Origin of the sequence: Marinilabilia rubra (assembly GCF_003121985.1) — a bacterium.
Classification (GTDB): domain Bacteria; phylum Bacteroidota; class Bacteroidia; order Bacteroidales; family Marinilabiliaceae; genus Marinilabilia; species Marinilabilia rubra.
On record NZ_QEWP01000004.1, the window covers coordinates 170,992 to 188,927 of the forward strand.

Sequence of the window (17,936 nt, forward strand, 5' to 3'; positions counted from 1 at the left end):
AATAAAGTTTTAAATAATTGTTTGATTAATTAATTGAAATAAATACTCCCAGAAACATGAATTGCCTGACATCAGGAGATATTGTTACAAGAGAAGCCTTGCTCTCACCTTCCTCCAAGGGTACTCTCCGGTAACCTAAAACCTGATCACGTTCAAGCACATTTGACACGCTGAAATGAATTATTGTATAATTTCCCAAAATGCTGGTCAGATAACTCAAATTCATACCCAAATCACTGTAATTTGGAGCAGTGCGGGACATGAAATTTTCATCTCCGGGCATGTGATAAGGTCGGCCGGAATTCCATGACCATGTAACTCCCACCTGACTTCGAATAGGTAATACAAAATGCTTGGCAACAACATTTAGCGTATGTGGCGAAATAAATTCAGGAACCACTTTTTCTGAATAATCCATAAATTTTCGTTTGGAGTCGATATAAGAATAGGAAATCCAGAAGTCGGTTTTTTTAATAAGTTGTTTATCGCGGTAAAAGAGATCGAATCCATTGGCATATCCCTCCCCGTTGTTGGTTTCGGGAACAAACTCTCCAAAAGACCAGTATTCCCCGGTAACAAGGTGATCATACTCCTTGTGATACACCTCCGCTCTAAACAGCCGGGAACTTAAATCACCAGTTTGCAAGCCGAAAATGAAATGCTCTGCCTTCTGCATTTCAATGTCCCGGTTATATTTAAGAAAATCAGTTTGGGCAGCTTGGTAAAAATGACCCCAAGCCAGGGAGAATGAAGTTTTATCACCAGTTTTAACTGCCAGGGCAGCTCTCGGAGAAATTTTCTGTTCTTCCGTTTGAGAAGAGTATTCATATCTCAAGCCCGGACGAAAGGCCATCCGTGAATTTAAGTTCCATTCTAACTCGGCAAATGCTGAAGTCAAATGATCCGTAAAATTGGTTTCCCAAGTAAATTCCCCGCCCGTTTGTTGGTATTCTTCATTAAAATCACTTTTTTGCCAGGCACCTCCCCAGGTAATTTTAAACGAATTACTCAACTGAGTGATGAATTTTAGCTTTCCTTCAGAAACAGCCTCCCGGGTGTTTTGATGGTGCATACCCGCCACCATCCTCTGATCATCATATGTGTAAGAGCCACCAAGCTTAACAATTGTTTTCTCTGACAGTGCATTATGATATGTACTGTTGATATATAAAGTTCCTCCCTCATCGTCTATTTTTAGCTTATCACCTGAGCCGGATGGAACCCAAAAGGATTGTCCGCCATAATCACCAGATGCAAAAAACTTAAACAAACCTCCGTTTTCCCCTTTTTGACGGAAGTTGAGGTTTCCGTTAAATGATTCCACATCATCATCCCAGTTGATATTATTTTTAACTAAGGAGTTATATGGGCCGAAGTTGTAGTAACCTGCTCCTGCTGAGAATGATCGGTCATCCCCTACCCAGGTATTGGACAACTCTCCGCCAATGTTCATTAGCGAAATACTCGTTAACTCGTCAAAGGCAACACCTTGCGACTCAAGCACCAAAACTGAAGAAAGAGCCTGCCCGTATTCAGCTGAGTAACCACCGGTACTAAAAAAGGTCCCTTCGAACAAAGAAGGGGCAAATCGTCCCCTTGTGGGCAAATCAGGAACTTTTGAATAATAAGGCTTCGACGCCAGTACACCATCCATCAGAACACGGGTCTCTGAAGCGTCTCCTCCCCTTACCAGCAACCGGCCATCATCCGGTGCAATCTGTGTTCCGGGCAATGTTTTCAATGCGGCTCCTATATCGCCAAGCGATCCTGCAGTGGTGTAAATATCCATCGGACTCATTACTGCAGCCCGTTTCTTATCACCTGCTTCAAAGCTTCCGGCAGTTATGGTCACTGCATTCAAACTTTGAGAGCTTTCTTTTAAAGAAATATTAAGAACAATTTCTTCTTCACCGGTATAAAAGTTATGCTCCTGGGACTGATAACCCAGGAAACTGGCGACAATTGTAAACTCATCTCTTTCATTTACCTCAAGAGTGAAACAGCCATCCTCTCCGGTTATGGTTCCGTCGTAGGTTCCTTTGATGATAATATTTGCTCCAACCAAAGGCTCTTGTGTGTGTTTATCGGCAACGCAACCGCTTACCATGGTTTGCCCCTTTATAACACCCCCGATCAGCAATACAGATGATAAAATCAGAAAAACCGTTCTAATACTTGATATTTTCATTTTCAGTCAATTTGAATTGGAATACACGACAAAATTGATCTAAAAAGACGCTGCTAGCAAAGTTTATAGGATGAGCCGTCACATTGATACGACAAATGGGAATTATGGGAGACAAACGGGAGGATTGTTCTTTCTGGTTTTATTCTTTCGGCAAAAAAGACCATTTTTGCATATCTGTACATTAGATATATAGATTTAGAGATTTTTAGATATAAAAAAAGGTAATTTTCGGGTTCATTCATACCTCCTGAAAATCAACTCCTTTAAAATAAATTAGCGAACTACTTTGAAATAAATTGCAATGAAAAATAAAGTAATCATCATCACCGGAGCTTCATCCGGAATAGGACTGGCCTGTGCCAGGGAGTTTGCCTCACGAGGTGCAAAATTATCCCTGGCAGCACGCAGCGCAGATAAACTTCAGGAAATTGAGAAGGAACTGACCAATGCCGGCCATGAAGTTTTGGTCACCCCTACTGATGTCAGCAAAGAAGAAGACTGCAAAAACCTTGCTGATCAAACTGTCAGTCGGTTTGGCAAAATAGATATCCTGGTAAACAATGCCGGTATTTCAATGCGGGCTCTATTCAAAGATCTGGATCTTAATATTCTAAAACAATTAATGGACGTCAATTTCTGGGGAGCTGTTTATTGTACAAAGTATGCACTACCTTACCTTCTGGAAGCCAAAGGTTCTGTTGTAGGGGTTTCTTCCATAGCAGGTTTTATTGGGTTACCCGGCCGAACAGGATACTCTGCTTCAAAATTTGCCATGCATGGTTTTCTTCAAACTTTACGGACCGAAAATTTAAAGAAAGGCCTTCATGTGCTTATTGCAGCTCCGGGGTTTACTGCATCCAATGTGCGTAAATCAGCCCTTACCGCAAATGGCTCTCAGCAAGGCGAAACACCCCGTGCCGAAGATAAAATGATGAGTGCCGAAGAAGTGGCCCGCCACATTGCCAAAGCCATCAAAAAAAGAAAACGCACATTGATACTGACCTTTAAAGAGGGAAAATTAACTGTTTTCCTCAGCAAATGGTGGCCCAGCCTGATCGAGAAACTATCGTATAACCATATGGCTAAAGAACCGGATTCTCCCTTTAAGTAAAAAACCATGCTAAAACATACCACAAAAATCCGTGTACGGTACGGAGAAACGGATCAAATGGGCATTGTCAACAATGCTGTGTATCCGTCGTATTTTGAAGTTGGTCGAACTGAAATGTTTCGTGAAATTGGATTGCCTTACAGTAAGATTGAAAAGGAAGGAATAATGCTGCCCTTGTCTGAACTTCACATAAAATACCATCGGCCTGCGGTTTATGACAACGAGATAACCATCGAAACCTATGTGGATGAATACCCGACTTCCCGTATCCGTTTTAAGTACAACATTTATAATGAGTTGGGCGAACTCCTGGTTTCAGGAGAAACAGTCCTTGCTTTCATGAATGCTGACAGCCGCCGTCCAACAAGAATTCCTCAGTATCTTAAGAGTATAATTGAACCTTTTTTCCAATAAAAATCAATTGGAAACCTCATAGGTTAAAATGGGCTAAACGCTGATTCATTACAACGCAAATAATTAATTACCAAGCAATTAAAACCAATAACTGCTTTTGTATAAATGACTCTTCATCACATTCTTGAGAGTCCTTCAGGCAAAATGCCAAATAGTTTGTTATTATTCGGAAGTCAATTCATGTCAAAACATCAGATTATTTATGAATAACAATACATTTCAGTACGTTGTAGAACAGTTTGCAGATTTGAGAATTCTTCGATATGCCGTTTCGGATTTTGAAGAATTAACGCTGGATCAAAAAAAATTGGTTTTTTACCTTTCACAGGCAGCCATAGAAGGACGTGATATTCTTTTCGACCAGAATTACAAGCACAATCTGGCTATTCGTCGCACTCTTGAAGCCATTTATGAACACTATACAGAAGATCGCTCTAATGACCAGTTTAAAGAATTAGAAATTTATCTCAAACGGGTTTGGTTTTCAAATGGCATTCATCATCACTATTCCACAGCCAAAATTGAACCTGGTTTTACGCAGGAGTTTTTCAAGAAAACTTTGGCTTCTCTTGATGAAGAATTGCTACCATTGCAATCAGGAGAAACAAAAGAAGATCTGATTATGAGGCTGACGCCGGTTATTTTTGACCCAAATATAGATGCCCAACAGGTCAACCAGGCCGAAGGTGAAGATCTGATCACTACTTCGGCCAACAACTACTATGAAGGTGTTACACAACAAGAGGCTGAGGAGTATTACAATTCTCTGAAAAATGCTGATGATAAAGCACCTGTTTCTCACGGATTGAACACTCGCCTTGAAAAAGACAACGGGCAAATATCAGAAAAGATCTGGAAAATTGGGGGGCTTTATTCAGAAGCCATAGAAAAGATTGTTAATTGGCTTGAAAAAGCATCAATGGTTGCAGAAAACGAGCAACAACGAAAGGTAATATCCTTACTGATTGCCTTTTATAAGACAGGAGACCTCAGTACTTTCGATGCTTACAATATTGAATGGCTCCAGGATCAGGAGTCACGGATTGATTTCATCAATGGTTTTATTGAAACCTATGGCGATCCTCTAGGATTGAAAGCAAGTTGGGAAAGTGTGGTGAATTTTAAAAACCTGGAAGCCACTCATCGAACCGAAATCATTAGTAAAAACGCCCAGTGGTTCGAAGACAATTCCCCTACCAATCCTCTACACAAAAAGAAGAAAGTAAAAGGAGTTTCGGCAAAGGTGATTAATGTAGCTATGCTTGGCGGCGACTGCTATCCGCATACCCCAATAGGGATCAACCTGCCGAACGCCGATTGGCTCAGAAAAGAATATGGTTCCAAATCGGTTACTATCGAAAACATTACCTATGCCTACAATCAAGCCGCCAAAGGCACTGGTTTTCTAAAAGAATTCTGTTACAGTCAGGAAGAAATTGATCGTCATAACAAATATGGATTTCTTGCCGGTAATTTGCATACCGATCTTCATGAGTGTCTGGGCCACGGCTCAGGCCAGTTACTTGAAGGCATAACAGGAAATGAACTCAAAGCGTACGGGGCAGTCATTGAAGAAACCAGAGCCGATTTATTTGCACTGTACTACATGGCTGATCCTAAGCTGATTGAAATTGACCTCCTTCCCGACAATGAAGCTTTTAAGGCTGAATATGACAATTATATTCGCAATGGCCTTTTAACGCAGATTACCCGAATCAAGCTGGGAGACAAAATTGAGCAGGCCCACATGCGAAATCGTCAGTTAATATCTTCATGGGCTATGGAGAAAGGGAAACCAAGTAATGTCATCGAACGGAAAACGAAAGACGGGAAGACTTTTTTCACCATTAATGATTATCAGGCATTAAGAGATATCTTTGCTGAGTTACTGGCAGAAATTCAGCGGGTCAAATCAGAAGGTGATTTTGAAACCGCTAAAAAACTGGTTGAGAATTACGGCGTAAAAATTGAATATGACTTGCATAAGGAAGTTCTGGAACGATATCAAAAACTGAACCTGGCGCCGTACAGCGGCTTCCTCAACCCTGGTTATAATGTAACCACAGATGACCATGGCAACATCATTGATGTGGTGCCCGATTACTCCGAAGGATATGCCGAGCAAATGATGCGCTATTCAAAGGATCATTCATGGCTCCCAACTTATCCTTGATAAAAGAAATATTTATTTTGAATTCGATACAGATTATTTAAATTTGTATGGTAACTGTTAGGGGTGCTCCTTTGGGGGCTGAGAATACACCCTTACACCTGAAATGTTTAATAACAGCGTAGGGAAACAGTCTTTCAATGACATCTGATCAAATACAATATCCATTGAAGCTGTTTTGCCATTAGCAAAGCAGCTTTTTTTGTGTCCAGAAATATATATTAAACACATTAGGCAAAAAAGAAACATATAATTCTTAACCTTATAAGGTATATCAGAACCTATTAGATTTGAAATGAAGAAGATCAACTTAATGAAATACTTAGAACCAGCCCTTCAAATTAACTGATAATTAACCATTCAACAGATCGTTAGATTTTTAGATATTAGATTCAAGACAGCTCGTAACTAATTGATAATCTGAATATTAACACCAGAAACTGTAACACTGCAAACAATTGATTCAAAGCTAATTGCAAAAATTTAACAGACTATTACCATTGTGAGATTGAAGAAATTAAAATTCTCTGAACCAAAACCAATTTGATATGATTACAGCACAAACCGTTAGCGATAACCTCAGGAAGCTCAAAGATCAAGCCCCTCTGGTGCATAACATCACTAATTACGTGGTGATGAATTCAACAGCCAACGCATTGTTAAGCATCGGGGCCAGTCCGGTAATGGCTCATGCCCCCCGTGAAATGGAAGACATGGCTGGTATTGCCTCAGCCTTGGTACTGAATATAGGCACTCTGAGCGAAGAATGGGTGGAAGGCATGTTAATTGCCGGCAAAAAAGCCTCAGAAAGAGGCATCCCAATTATACTGGACCCTGTGGGTGCTGGTGCCACTTCTTTTCGCACAGAAACCTGCCACCAAATAATTAAGCACTGCCAACCAACCATTATCCGTGGCAATGCGTCTGAGGTAATGGCACTAATCAGTAGTGAAGTTCAAACAAAAGGAGTTGACAGTACACAATCTTCTGATGATGCTCTGGAAATGGCCAAAACTCTGAGCCTTGAAACAGGTGCCGTAGTTAGCATTAGTGGCCCTAAAGATTACATTACTGATGGAAATAAGGTCATCAGGATAAAAAACCATATCCCTCTGATGCCAAAGGTAACAGGCATGGGGTGTACTGCCAGCACCCTTACAGGAGCCATGGCTGCAGTGTGCGAAAATCAACTTGAAGCGGCTGCCTGTGCTATGGGCATAATGGCTGTAGCCGGCGAAATTGTTACGCCCAAAGCTCAGGGTCCGGGATCATTTCAGATGCATTTTTTAGATGCGCTTTACAATATGAATAGTGAAGACATTTCTAAACACTTAAAGTTATGAGGCCCCATTTCGATTTGAGCCTGTATTTGGTTACTGACAGGGACTTATCACTGGAAAGACCTCTAAACGAAGTGATAGGAGAAGCCATCAAAGGTGGAATCACCATGGTACAGTTAAGAGAAAAAACCGCCTCCACCCGGCAATTCATAGGGGAAGCTTTAGAGATAAAATCACTGCTAAAACAGGCAAAAATCCCCCTGATAATAAATGACCGTGTCGATGTTGCAATGGCCATTGACGCCGATGGCGTGCATCTGGGACAGAGCGATATGCACTGGAAAATGGCTCGTAAACTATTAGGACCTGACAAACTCATTGGTCTCTCTATTGAAAATGAGGCTCAGATCGAAGATGCCAATAATGCTGATATTGATTATATAGGTATCAGTCCGGTTTTCACCACTCCCACAAAACGCGATCTGGAACATGGCCTGGGGCTCGGGGGAACTACACAGATAGCCAAGCTTTCCCGCCATCCATCTGTCGCCATTGGTGGCATTAATCCAACCAATGCAGCAGATGTAATTCTTACCGGTGTAAATGGCATTTCAGTGGTTTCAGCCATCTGTTCAGCCACTGACCCAGCATCAGCAGCCAAAGAGTTGTCTGAGATAATGAGGACAAATTCTATTTCTTAAAATGAAACGTTAATATGAAAAAATACAATACAACCCTCACCATTGCCGGAAGCGACAGCGGTGGCGGAGCAGGCATTCAGGCCGATCTAAAAACATTCTCGGCCTGTGGATGCTACGGAATGTCAGTAATTACTGCTATCACCGCTCAAAACACGCAAGGGGTTTCCGATATTTACCCCGTACAGATTTCAACAATTGATAAGCAATTGGATGCAGTTCTAAGTGATATTGGAGCAGATGCGGTAAAGATTGGCATGCTTCATTCATCTGAAGTCATAAATCTGGTAGCTGAAAAAATTAAGGAATACAATATCAAAAACCTTGTGATTGACCCCGTTATGGCAGCAACTTCGGGAGATAAATTATTACAGGACGAAGCCATTGCCGCTTTAAAGAACGAATTACTGCCCCTGGCCGCTATCATCACCCCAAATATCCCGGAAGCTTCCATTCTGCTCGGTCGTGAAATTCATTCCCAGTTAGACCTTCCCGAGGTGGCAAAGCAACTGTCCTTTAATCAAAACGTTTCCGTTTTGCTCAAAGCGGGTCATCTCACCGAAGATGAACTTGTAGATGTTTTTTACGATGCTGAAAAAGAGGAAATCATTCGTTTACCATCACACCGGATCAAAACTCTAAATACCCATGGAACCGGCTGTACTCTCTCTTCTGCCATAGCTGCTCATTTATCAAAAGGCAAAAATTTACAAACAGCCGTAAAACAAGGTAAAGAGTACATTGACCAAGCCATTAAAGCCGGACGGGATTACCAAATTGGTCATGGACACGGGCCGGTTCATCATTTTCATAACTGGTGGAATTAATATGAAAACCCTACTTCAGCTAAATACACCGCCCGCCGGACCATTTACCGCACAATTATGGAATGAGAATGAGGCACTCATTGAAAGAATCTTTAATCATCCCTTCTGCCGGGGATTATCTAATGGCTCCTTGCCTGTGGAGTCTTTCAAGCATTATCTGCAGCAAGATGCTTTATACATCGAACAAGATGCCAGAGCCTTTGCCATTACTGCCGGCAAATCAAAAACCCGTGAATCGTTTTCTTTTTTTCTGCATATGGCAAAAGATGGTCTGGAAATTGAGCGAGCTCTTCACCAAAACTTAATGCCTGCATTTAAAATTGAACCTGCAAAGAAGATGTCAAAGGCTTGTTGCAATTACACTTCCTTTCTTTTAAATACAGCTCTAAATGAATCATCTGCGATTTCGGCAGCCGCTCTTCTGCCATGCTTTTGGGTATATCGCGAAACAGGCCTGAATATCCGTCAATCCTCAATAATTAATAATCCTTATCAACCATGGCTTGACACATATGCCGATGATGTTTATGGAGAATATGTGTCAAAATTTATAAATATTCTGGAGTGCGAGATGGCAGGAACCAACAAAACAGAAAGGCAGGAAATGCTTAGAGTATTTGGCCATAGCATTGCTTATGAGCTTGATTTTTTTGACGAAGCCCTTGCGCAATCAAATTATTAAATCAAAAAGTCGGATTGATACCTGAAATACATGACAAAACAATCATAATTGTTTAAATTTATACCTGAATTGTATTAATCTAAACAAATTACATTATTATGAAGAAAATTTTTTTGACCCTGTTCCTGAGCGTTTCAGTAGTATCCGGAGCCCAAACCAACACTGAAACCGTAAAGTCATTCTTTGGCGAGATTGTCTCCTTCCAGAATGTGGACGTTAATGAGCACAACCCAATTATCACATTGGATGAGCTGGCAACAGAGCAAGCTGACACTACCCTTGCTCTTACCGGTGATAACGTAAGTAAAACTTTCGACAAAGCGATGGAATATACCAATGCTATTATTGTGGTAGAAAACCACACCGCAGTATTGGTTAAAGATTGGGAGAATTGTCGCCAATCAGGAGCCTGGGGAGTATGCATGCCTTATGGCGAAGGTTATGTAAAAAGAGCCGCATTGGTTAATCTTCAGGATTACATCAACAACATCATTGGGATTCCTGATGGTCAGGAAAGAAAAGTTTATCTGTTTAATTAGTGCCCGTCTATAAATTAAGCAAAGTTTGTTTTTAGTCATGTGTCTGTTCAGAAAGTGCCAATTGCAATCCCGAGGCTTCGGGAGCGAAGCTCCCAAAAACGGAGTCCCGAATGCTTCGGGATGAGTATTTGGGGAGCAAGCATAACGACACAAATGGTACTTTATGGACCGACACTAATTAATACTTTATTTGACGGGTGGAGTTCCCCTTTTAGTTGTGACAATGACAACCCCGTTTTTTGCCTCAGGACCAAAGCGATCGATGGCTTTTTGTCCCTTCATTACACGTATTGATTTCACATTGTACTGGGGCAAACGGATGTACTCTTTTACAATTTTATCATCAATAACAAAAAGTGGCATCTTATCTTTCAGCCCCTTATTTTTAAGCAATTGAAAAAATTCTTTTTCTTCACGGGAAAGCTCAAATGGAACAGATAAAGAAACTCTGGCATCAACAAATTCGCCACCTTTTTTGGCCGGCTTCCATTCCTGCATAAGGCTAACCAGGCGCAAAGCTTCGCTATCTAAAAGAGGATCCACACTTTTTTCAATTTGCGGCTCCATCAACTTTCCATCATTGGTAACCATGAAGGATACATTAACAACGCCTTCAATAATATCCAGACGAGCCTCTTCCGGATAGTTCATATATTTATCAAGGAATTTTTCCGGATTGGATGGTTTCCCTTTAAATTTGGGAGCACGATCAACATCGGAATTTACCGTTATATCCTGGGCAAAGGCCAAAGATGATAATCCGAGAAAAAGAACCGTTAATAGATAAAAACTTAAATTTTTCATGGTGGAAAGGATTTACATTTAAGACTATAATAACAATAATTATACCATAACATGGGAAAGATCATTGTCTTTGCTAATGAAAACTTTCATTTTTGCCGAAAATCAGAATAATGCAAGTTACTACCAAGAATCTCCTAAAAATGCACCTGGTCGTGTTCATATATGGCTTTACTGCTATATTGGGCAAACTCATTACTCTGGATGCCATTCAGCTGGTATGGTACAGAATGCTTATTGCATTTTTAGCTCTTGGTATTATTTTACAAATCAGAGGGAAAACACTAAGAGTAAACTGGCCTGTTTTCTGGAAATTGACAGGAATAGGCTTTGTAGTCGCTTTTCACTGGATCACCTTTTTTCATGCCATCAAAATCAGTACTATTTCGGTAACCCTTGGATGTCTGGCATCCACCACCCTGTTCACAAGTCTGCTTGAGCCGGCACTTGTTCGCAGGCCTCTCGTATGGCTTGAGGTGATAACCGGATTTCTGATAATAACTGGATTGTATCTTATTTTCCAGTTTGAGCCAAACTACATCGCCGGTATTGCAACTGCCCTGATATCAGCTTTTTTGGCCGGCCTGTTTACCGTCTTAAATAAAATGATGATAGCCAGACATCGGCCTTTGGTAATAAGTTTTTATGAAATGGGAGGCGGTTTTCTGGGCATAACCCTGTTCATGGTTGTAAACGGAACTTTTGATCAAGGCCTTCAGGTCCCGCTGCTGAGTGATTGGTTTTACCTGGCCTTACTTGGTGTTCTTTGCACGGCCTATGCTTTTGCTGCCAGTGTAAAAGTAATGGATGTTCTGTCGGCTTATACCGTGGTTCTTACCATAAATTTAGAACCTATCTACGGAATCTTACTGGCATTTCTTTTCTTTGGGGAATCTGAGTTGATGTCAGGTGGTTTTTATCTGGGAACGGTGATCATTCTTGCGGCTGTCTTTTTATTTCCGGTAATGAGCAGAAAAATGACCCGCTTAAAAAGAGTTAAGTAGTTTCACTAAATCTCCTCCTGCTTTTTCCAGGAATAGAGCCGGACGTGCCATTAAAGTTGAAGCATCATTGGAAAACTGCTGAAGCGACACAACATGATCAAATAGATCTGTTTCAATTTCCTGACGCCCCACAACTGCAATTGTCTTTTTTCCTTTTTGCCTGGCCAAAGAAGCTAGTTTTCCGGGTCCTTTCCCCATCGCTGTTTGATAATCCAGTCTTCCCTCCCCTGTTATCACCACATCACAATCATCAATCAGCTTTTCAAGACCAAAGGTTTTACTGATCCAGTCGAAACCATTTTCCACCAGTGCATTTCCCTTTGCCAAAAAAGGCAGGGCTGCAGCACCTGCTGCCCCGCTTCCCGGAATTTTTACAATTTCCGGGTCAGATTGACCCGTTAAAATATTGACCCACTCCCGCATCTTTTGCTCCAGTTCCACAATCTGCTTTTCAGACAAGCCTTTCTGAGGTCCGTAAGTCCTGATTCCCCCATTCCTGCCAAAAACAGGATTATCAACATCAGCCAGAATGGTCCATTTCACCCTCGAAAACCGATCCGACAATCCACTAAAGTCCAATTGTTTGAACACACATAAAGGATTGCTGCCCTGAAGAATGTCATAACCATTTTCATCCAATAAACGGACTCTCAGTGCAGAAAAAAGCCCCGCCCCACCATCAACAGTGGCACTACCGCCTAATGTCAGAATAATCTCCTCTGCGCCTGTTTCCAGAGCATTCTTTATTTGCAAACCCGTTCCGTAGGTTGAAGCCTCTAAAGGTAATTTCTCTGATAATCTTCCCAAGCCAGAGGCCTGAGCCAGTTCAATTACTGAAACTTTTCCGTCATTATAGCTTCCCCTAACGGCTGAGACGGAACTTCCCAAGGCATCAATAACAGTTTCTTTTATCAAATCACCCTTCCAGAATGTTTGAATGGTTGAAAGCGTTCCCTCTCCTCCATCAGATAAAGGAAACAGGTCACAGAATAAGGTTTTATCCTGATTATTAAGCCCTTTTTTTATGGCCTTAGCAGCATCTATTGAAGAGATGCTCCCTTTAAAAGAGTCCGGTGCTACCAGAATTTTCATTTTGCGATGGTATTACGGGCTTCCAATAATCGATCCATGGCTTCCTCAATCACTTTATATGGGGAAGCCACATTCAGACGATGAAAATTAGCCCCTTGCTCTTTGCCAAAAGTAGGGCCGTAATTGAGGCCTATACCGGCTTGTTCAATAATAAATTTGCGAAGTTTGGCATCCGACAATCCCCAGGCAGAAAAATCAAGCCACATAAGGTAAGTGGCCTCTGGTTTGTGAATTTTTACTTCGGGCATATTTTGTGCTGCAAACTCCATCACATAATCTATGTTACCCTGGATGTAATCCAGCAATTCATTCAGCCATGATTGACCTAAGGTATAAGCAGCTTTCAGTGCCTCTGCGCCAAACATATTTCCTGTAAATAAATGATAGGCCTGCAATTGCTTTTGCATCGCTTTTCGAATCTTATCATCAGGGGTTACGATGTAGGAAGTGTTTAACCCGGCAATATTAAAAGTTTTACTCGGAGCCATACAGGTAACAGAATTGGCCGCAAAATCCTCCCTCAATGACGCAAATGGAATATGTTTATGACCTTTGTGCACAAGATCTGCATGAATTTCATCCGAAACAACCAGCACGTTATTCTTTAAGCATATTTCTCCCAGCTTAACAAGTTCATCTCGGGTCCAAACACGTCCTACAGGATTATGGGGATGACAAAGCAGAAGCATTTTCACACTGGGCTTGGCTGTTACTTTTTGAAGGTGATCAAAATCCAAACGATACCCTTCAGGAGTATTGACAAGGGGATTTCCTTCAATTACCCGGCCGTGATCTTTAATAACGTCAAAAAACGGCGGATAAACAGGAGGTTGAATAACAACCTTATCCCCGGGATTTGAAAAGGCCTGAATGGCCAGTATCAGCGTAGGTACCACTCCGGGCATATATTCCAGCCAGTCTATCGGAACATCCCAGTCATGTTGGTTCTTTTGCCATTGCTGAATGGCTTGATAAAACTTTTCATCGCGAGCGGTGTAACCAAATATGGGATGTTCGGCACGTTTTTGAATAGCTTCCGATACCTCCGGGGGAACCGCAAAATCCATATCTGCCACCCAAAGCGGAATGACATCACCGGTTCCAAAAACCCGTTTCCTGAATTCATATTTTAAAGCATTGGTTCCCGATCGATCTATCTTCCTGTCAAAATCCATAAAACTGATTGTTTTAATTCACAAAATAAAAAAAGACACCCAAACAAAGAAGTCCGGATGTCTTAAAAAATTTTGATTCCCTGCTACTTTTTTCAGGGTAATGTAATACTATTCAGTAATATTAATCGTAATATCTTCTGTTGCAGTATTCCCCGAAGTATCTTCTACAGTTATTGTAAAAACATACTCTCCAAGAGTTGCATCGTAAGTTACAAATCCAAAAGGATCTTCATCAGTAAAGGAATATTCTTTTCCCGAAATATCGCTATATTCAACGGGTCCACGATCAAAGGGCACGGGATCATCAATACTTTTAAGCTCTGAAGATGCGCTTTTTTGTGAATAGGCAACAGATACCTTGCACGTTTCCAGCCCCTGATCATCAGAAATCGTTCCATTTATTAGAATGACACCGGTTTCCCTCGCAAAGGAATCACCAGTCGTTGGCGATGTTAGAGAAATTACAGGATCAGTAGTATCCTCGGGTGGGGTATCGTTTCCATTATCGTCTCCATCGTCTCCTCCACATGCAACCAGCGACATTGATGCAACGATTACAAATGAAAGTAAAAAAAGATTTAATTTAAAAGATTTCATACAACCAACAATTTTAAAAAAACTATAATTTATATTCTTCATAAACTTCATTTATTCCTTCTTCCAAATCAAAAGAAGCTTTAAAGCCAAGATTATTGAGCCGGGAAACATCCAATAACTTTTGAAAAGTACCATCCGGCTTAGAATCATCCCAGGCAATATTGCCGTCAAAACCAGTTACAGACTTAACCATTTCTGCCAGCTCGGATATCGCCAAATCTTCTCCTACTCCAATATTAATATGAGAATTCCGAACTTCTTTAAGACCTCTTTCTTCTACGATGTCGTTAAAATCAACCTCATTCATTAAATAAACGCAAGCTCTGGCAAGGTCCGATGAATGAAGGAACTCCCTACGGGGGGATCCGGTTCCCCATAACTGCAATTCAACGTTATTCCCGGCCTTAAAGATACCAAAAATTTCCATTTTATCTATCAGGTACTTCTCTGATCCTTCAGGATTCACTCCTTCTACGGGTCTTTTCCTGAAATCGTTTCGCACACCTTCCAGATCATTTGATTTTAACATTTTGGCCAAATGCATCTTCCTAATCAATGCCGGCAAAACATGTGATCCCATTAAATTATAATTATCATTAGGACCATAAAGATTGGTTGGCATTACGGAAATAAAATTGGTTCTATATTGAAGGTTATATGATTCAGTCATCTTCATACCGGCAATCTTGGCAATTGCATATGGTTCATTGGTGTACTCAAGAACATCAGTAAGCAAATGCTCTTCCTTCATGGGCTGAGGACAGTTCTTAGGATAAATACATGAACTTCCCAAAAACAAGAGTTTTTTCACATCCGATTTCCATGAAAAGTGAATGATGTTATTTTGAATTTGGATATTCTGATAGATAAATTCAGCCCGGTAAGTATTATTGGCCATAATCCCCCCAACTTTTGCAGCAGCCAAAAATACAAATTCCGGTTTCTCTTTTTCAAAAAAGGCCTCTACAGCTTTCTGATCAAGTAAATCAAGCTCCTTGCGAGACCGGAGTATGAGATTATTGTACCCCAGGGCTTTCAATTCACGGACAATGGCAGATCCCACTAACCCGTTGTGGCCGGCCACGAAAATTTTGCTGTTTAATTCCATTATTCGAAATAGTTCAGTGTTTGGTATCCACCTTCGTTCAGGTATTTATCACGCTTCATCAACTTCAGATCGCTGACCATCATATCTTTCACCAGGCCCTGGAGGTCGTACTCTGGTTTCCAGCCTAACTTTTCCTGAGCCTTGGCAGGATCACCAATTAACAAATCCACTTCTGTGGGACGGAAATACCTGGGATCCACCTCTACCACACATTTATCTTTTTTAAGCTGATATTCAGGATTCTTGCAAGCTACCACATAACCCTTTTCATCAACTCCTTCTCCTTTGAATTCTATTTCAATACCTGCCTCTGAAAATGCAAGTTTAACAAACTCACGTACCTCTGTCGTAACTCCTGTTGCAACCACAAAATCTTCCGGCTTATCCTGCTGAAGCATCAAATACATAGCTTTCACATAATCTTTGGCATGCCCCCAATCACGCTTGGCTGACATGTTACCCAAATAGACTTTATCCTGCAATCCAAGTGCAATACGGGCAACAGCGCGTGTGATTTTCCGGGTCACAAAAGTTTCTCCCCGGATGGGTGATTCGTGATTAAAAAGTATCCCGTTACAGGCATACATGTCATAAGCTTCACGGTAATTCACGGTTATCCAATATCCATAAAGCTTTGCAACGGCATAGGGTGACCGTGGATAAAAAGGCGTCTTTTCGGATTGCGGAACTTCCTGCACCAGACCATATAGTTCACTGGTTGATGCCTGATAGAAGCGTGTTTTTTTTGTCATTCCTAAAAGCCTTATGGCTTCTAAAATCCTCAATGTTCCAACTCCATCGGCGTTGGCAGTATATTCCGGTGTATCAAAACTAACCTGAACATGGGACATCGCTGCAAGGTTGTAAATTTCATCCGGTTGTACTTCCTGAATTATCCGGATCAAATTGGTTGAATCCGTTAAATCTCCATAATGCAGAAAGAAATTGCGGTGTTCAACGTGTGGATCCTGATAAAGATGGTCAATACGCTCAGTGTTAAACAAAGAACTGCGTCGTTTTATACCATGTACTATATAACCTTTCTTCAGAAGAAACTCTGATAAATAGGCTCCATCCTGACCGGTAATCCCGGTTATAAGAGCAACTTTTGCCATAATATGTTTTGGTTAAGTGAATATATTATCAAAAAACAATTACAAAATTAAAATAAAATGGGGTGCTTTCAATAAAACCTAAGCTGATAAGCTATGAATTTGAACCGGCAGCAACGGATAAATTAGTCCAATACCAGTGAATGGCTTCTTTTAATCCATCTCCAACCTTATATGTAGGATTATATCCCAAAAGTTTTTCTCCTTTTTCAACAGAAGCCAATGAGTGTGGAACATCTCCCTTTCTTTCAGGGCCATATTTAATTTCAACCTTCTCTATAGCCTGATCGTATTGACTTAACAGGTTTTTAAGATGACCGACTAACTCATTTAAAGATGTTCTTTCGCCACAAGCTACATTGTAAACAGTATTTACCGCTTTGGAATCTTCCACCATGGCAGCTAATTCATTGGCCTGAACCACATTTTTTACGTATGTAAAATCTCTGGAGAATGAACCATCTCCGTTTACCAAAGGCGATTCTCTTGCAATAAGGGAACTTACAAACTTTGGAATCACTGCTGCATAAGCCCCGTTGGGATCCTGGCGGGGCCCAAAAACATTGAAATACCGGAGTCCAACCAACTCCATATCATACAGTTTACTGAACACATCAGCATAAAGTTCATCCACATACTTAGTAATGGCATAAGGCGAAAGAGGTTTGCCTATTTTATCTTCAACTTTAGGCATCACCTCGCTATCTCCATAAGTTGAAGAACTCGCTGCATATACCAAACGCTTCACTCCTTCATCCCGGGCAGCAACAAGCATGTTTAAAAATCCTCCCACATTAACATCATTAGAGGTTATGGGATCATTGATTGAACGCGGAACAGACCCCAATGCTGCCTGATGAAGGACTATCTCTTTGTCTTTAACTGCTGTGCGACATTCGTCAAGATTGCGAATGTCCCCTTCAATCAGTATAAAGCCGGGATGATTGAGAAATCCGGAAATATTTTCACGTTTGCCGGTAGAAAAATTATCCAGGCAGGTTACTTCGTTATTTTGCTGAAGCAGCTTTTCGATGATATTAGACCCAATAAAACCGGCACCTCCGGTTACCAGGACTTTTTTGTTAGTAATAATACCCATAGTGTTACAACTTTCAATTATTCAAATTCGGAAAAACCA

General features: G+C 41.0%; 17 protein-coding genes and 1 riboswitch. Of the genes, 9 read left to right on the forward strand and 8 right to left on the reverse strand.

The window, feature by feature from the left end:
* Nucleotides 1-25: 25 nt before the first annotated feature.
* Nucleotides 26-2,188 carry a TonB-dependent receptor gene (locus DDZ16_RS07010; protein ID WP_232526581.1) on the reverse strand — a complete coding sequence of 721 codons (2,163 nt, stop codon included), beginning with the start codon at nt 2,186-2,188 and terminating at the stop codon, nt 26-28.
* Nucleotides 2,189-2,489: 301 nt separating this feature from the next.
* On the opposite strand from DDZ16_RS07010, the gene DDZ16_RS07015 reads away from it, so the two are divergent.
* The 8 genes from DDZ16_RS07015 to DDZ16_RS07050 all read left to right on the forward strand — a co-directional run bounded on the left by DDZ16_RS07015 (nt 2,490) and on the right by DDZ16_RS07050 (nt 9,909).
* Nucleotides 2,490-3,299 (forward strand): SDR family oxidoreductase, encoded by an 810-nt coding sequence (locus DDZ16_RS07015; protein WP_109263728.1) that lies wholly within the window; start codon nt 2,490-2,492, stop codon nt 3,297-3,299.
* A 6-nt stretch (nt 3,300-3,305) separates the two neighbouring features.
* Nucleotides 3,306-3,713 carry an acyl-CoA thioesterase gene (locus DDZ16_RS07020; protein ID WP_109263729.1) on the forward strand — a complete coding sequence of 136 codons (408 nt, stop codon included), beginning with the start codon at nt 3,306-3,308 and terminating at the stop codon, nt 3,711-3,713.
* A 202-nt stretch (nt 3,714-3,915) separates the two neighbouring features.
* Complete coding sequence (locus tag DDZ16_RS07025; protein ID WP_109263730.1) at nt 3,916-5,886, forward strand: dipeptidyl-peptidase 3 family protein; 1,971 nt, start codon at nt 3,916-3,918, stop codon at nt 5,884-5,886.
* A 49-nt stretch (nt 5,887-5,935) separates the two neighbouring features.
* Nucleotides 5,936-6,028, forward strand: a riboswitch (TPP riboswitch).
* Between the two features lie 403 nt (nt 6,029-6,431).
* Nucleotides 6,432-7,226, forward strand: a complete 795-nt coding sequence (gene thiM, locus DDZ16_RS07030) for a hydroxyethylthiazole kinase (RefSeq protein WP_109263731.1) — start codon at nt 6,432-6,434, stop codon at nt 7,224-7,226.
* Entirely contained in the window at nt 7,223-7,864 is a 642-nt protein-coding gene (thiE, locus tag DDZ16_RS07035) for a thiamine phosphate synthase (RefSeq protein WP_109263732.1), read from the forward strand. Before thiM ends, thiE begins: the two co-directional genes overlap by 4 nt.
* A gap of 14 nt (nt 7,865-7,878) precedes the next feature.
* Nucleotides 7,879-8,688 (forward strand): bifunctional hydroxymethylpyrimidine kinase/phosphomethylpyrimidine kinase, encoded by an 810-nt coding sequence (gene thiD, locus DDZ16_RS07040; RefSeq protein ID WP_109263733.1) that lies wholly within the window; start codon nt 7,879-7,881, stop codon nt 8,686-8,688.
* 1 nt (nt 8,689) lies between these two features.
* On the forward strand, nt 8,690-9,370 hold the full coding sequence (locus DDZ16_RS07045; RefSeq protein ID WP_109263854.1) for a TenA family protein: 681 nt from the start codon (nt 8,690-8,692) through the stop codon (nt 9,368-9,370).
* Between the two features lie 98 nt (nt 9,371-9,468).
* Entirely contained in the window at nt 9,469-9,909 is a 441-nt protein-coding gene (locus tag DDZ16_RS07050; RefSeq protein ID WP_109263734.1) for a cupredoxin domain-containing protein, read from the forward strand.
* Nucleotides 9,910-10,095: 186 nt separating this feature from the next.
* Here DDZ16_RS07050 and DDZ16_RS07055 read toward each other — a convergent pair whose 3' ends face one another.
* Nucleotides 10,096-10,713 (reverse strand): energy transducer TonB, encoded by a 618-nt coding sequence (locus DDZ16_RS07055; RefSeq protein ID WP_109263735.1) that lies wholly within the window; start codon nt 10,711-10,713, stop codon nt 10,096-10,098.
* Nucleotides 10,714-10,823: 110 nt separating this feature from the next.
* Between DDZ16_RS07055 and DDZ16_RS07060 the strand changes: the two genes are divergently transcribed.
* Entirely contained in the window at nt 10,824-11,714 is an 891-nt protein-coding gene (locus DDZ16_RS07060) for a DMT family transporter (protein ID WP_109263736.1), read from the forward strand.
* Here DDZ16_RS07060 and DDZ16_RS07065 read toward each other — a convergent pair.
* From DDZ16_RS07065 to DDZ16_RS07090, 6 genes are all read right to left on the reverse strand, one after another.
* Complete coding sequence (locus DDZ16_RS07065) at nt 11,697-12,806, reverse strand: glycerate kinase family protein (protein WP_109263737.1); 1,110 nt, start codon at nt 12,804-12,806, stop codon at nt 11,697-11,699. The two genes, DDZ16_RS07060 and DDZ16_RS07065, sit on opposite strands and share 18 nt — an antisense overlap.
* Nucleotides 12,803-13,981 carry a MalY/PatB family protein gene (locus DDZ16_RS07070; protein WP_109263738.1) on the reverse strand — a complete coding sequence of 393 codons (1,179 nt, stop codon included), beginning with the start codon at nt 13,979-13,981 and terminating at the stop codon, nt 12,803-12,805. Before DDZ16_RS07070 ends, DDZ16_RS07065 begins: the two co-directional genes overlap by 4 nt.
* Before the next feature lie 108 nt (nt 13,982-14,089).
* Entirely contained in the window at nt 14,090-14,524 is a 435-nt protein-coding gene (locus DDZ16_RS07075; RefSeq protein ID WP_232526582.1) for a DUF4625 domain-containing protein, read from the reverse strand.
* A 76-nt stretch (nt 14,525-14,600) separates the two neighbouring features.
* Nucleotides 14,601-15,686: a GDP-L-fucose synthase family protein gene (locus DDZ16_RS07080; protein ID WP_109263740.1), complete on the reverse strand. Its 1,086-nt coding sequence runs from the start codon at nt 15,684-15,686 to the stop codon at nt 14,601-14,603.
* On the reverse strand, nt 15,686-16,801 hold the full coding sequence (gmd, locus tag DDZ16_RS07085) for a GDP-mannose 4,6-dehydratase (RefSeq protein WP_109263741.1): 1,116 nt from the start codon (nt 16,799-16,801) through the stop codon (nt 15,686-15,688). Before gmd ends, DDZ16_RS07080 begins: the two co-directional genes overlap by 1 nt.
* 91 nt (nt 16,802-16,892) lie before the next feature.
* On the reverse strand, nt 16,893-17,897 hold the full coding sequence (locus DDZ16_RS07090; RefSeq protein WP_109263742.1) for an SDR family oxidoreductase: 1,005 nt from the start codon (nt 17,895-17,897) through the stop codon (nt 16,893-16,895).
* Between the last annotated feature and the right edge of the window lie 39 nt (nt 17,898-17,936).

Bases quoted from the DNA above. Each gene is read 5' to 3' on its own strand.
- DDZ16_RS07010 (WP_232526581.1), bottom strand. From the start codon at position 2,188: ATGAAAATATCAAGTATTAGAACGGTTTTTCTGATTTTATCATCTGTA.
- DDZ16_RS07015 (WP_109263728.1), top strand. From the start codon at position 2,490: ATGAAAAATAAAGTAATCATCATCACCGGAGCTTCATCCGGAATAGGA.
- DDZ16_RS07020 (WP_109263729.1), top strand. From the start codon at position 3,306: ATGCTAAAACATACCACAAAAATCCGTGTACGGTACGGAGAAACGGAT.
- DDZ16_RS07025 (WP_109263730.1), top strand. From the start codon at position 3,916: ATGAATAACAATACATTTCAGTACGTTGTAGAACAGTTTGCAGATTTG.
- thiM (WP_109263731.1), top strand. From the start codon at position 6,432: ATGATTACAGCACAAACCGTTAGCGATAACCTCAGGAAGCTCAAAGAT.
- thiE (WP_109263732.1), top strand. From the start codon at position 7,223: ATGAGGCCCCATTTCGATTTGAGCCTGTATTTGGTTACTGACAGGGAC.
- thiD (WP_109263733.1), top strand. From the start codon at position 7,879: ATGAAAAAATACAATACAACCCTCACCATTGCCGGAAGCGACAGCGGT.
- DDZ16_RS07045 (WP_109263854.1), top strand. From the start codon at position 8,690: ATGAAAACCCTACTTCAGCTAAATACACCGCCCGCCGGACCATTTACC.
- DDZ16_RS07050 (WP_109263734.1), top strand. From the start codon at position 9,469: ATGAAGAAAATTTTTTTGACCCTGTTCCTGAGCGTTTCAGTAGTATCC.
- DDZ16_RS07055 (WP_109263735.1), bottom strand. From the start codon at position 10,713: ATGAAAAATTTAAGTTTTTATCTATTAACGGTTCTTTTTCTCGGATTA.
- DDZ16_RS07060 (WP_109263736.1), top strand. From the start codon at position 10,824: ATGCAAGTTACTACCAAGAATCTCCTAAAAATGCACCTGGTCGTGTTC.
- DDZ16_RS07065 (WP_109263737.1), bottom strand. From the start codon at position 12,806: ATGAAAATTCTGGTAGCACCGGACTCTTTTAAAGGGAGCATCTCTTCA.
- DDZ16_RS07070 (WP_109263738.1), bottom strand. From the start codon at position 13,981: ATGGATTTTGACAGGAAGATAGATCGATCGGGAACCAATGCTTTAAAA.
- DDZ16_RS07075 (WP_232526582.1), bottom strand. From the start codon at position 14,524: ATGTCGCTGGTTGCATGTGGAGGAGACGATGGAGACGATAATGGAAAC.
- DDZ16_RS07080 (WP_109263740.1), bottom strand. From the start codon at position 15,686: ATGGAATTAAACAGCAAAATTTTCGTGGCCGGCCACAACGGGTTAGTG.
- gmd (WP_109263741.1), bottom strand. From the start codon at position 16,801: ATGGCAAAAGTTGCTCTTATAACCGGGATTACCGGTCAGGATGGAGCC.
- DDZ16_RS07090 (WP_109263742.1), bottom strand. From the start codon at position 17,897: ATGGGTATTATTACTAACAAAAAAGTCCTGGTAACCGGAGGTGCCGGT.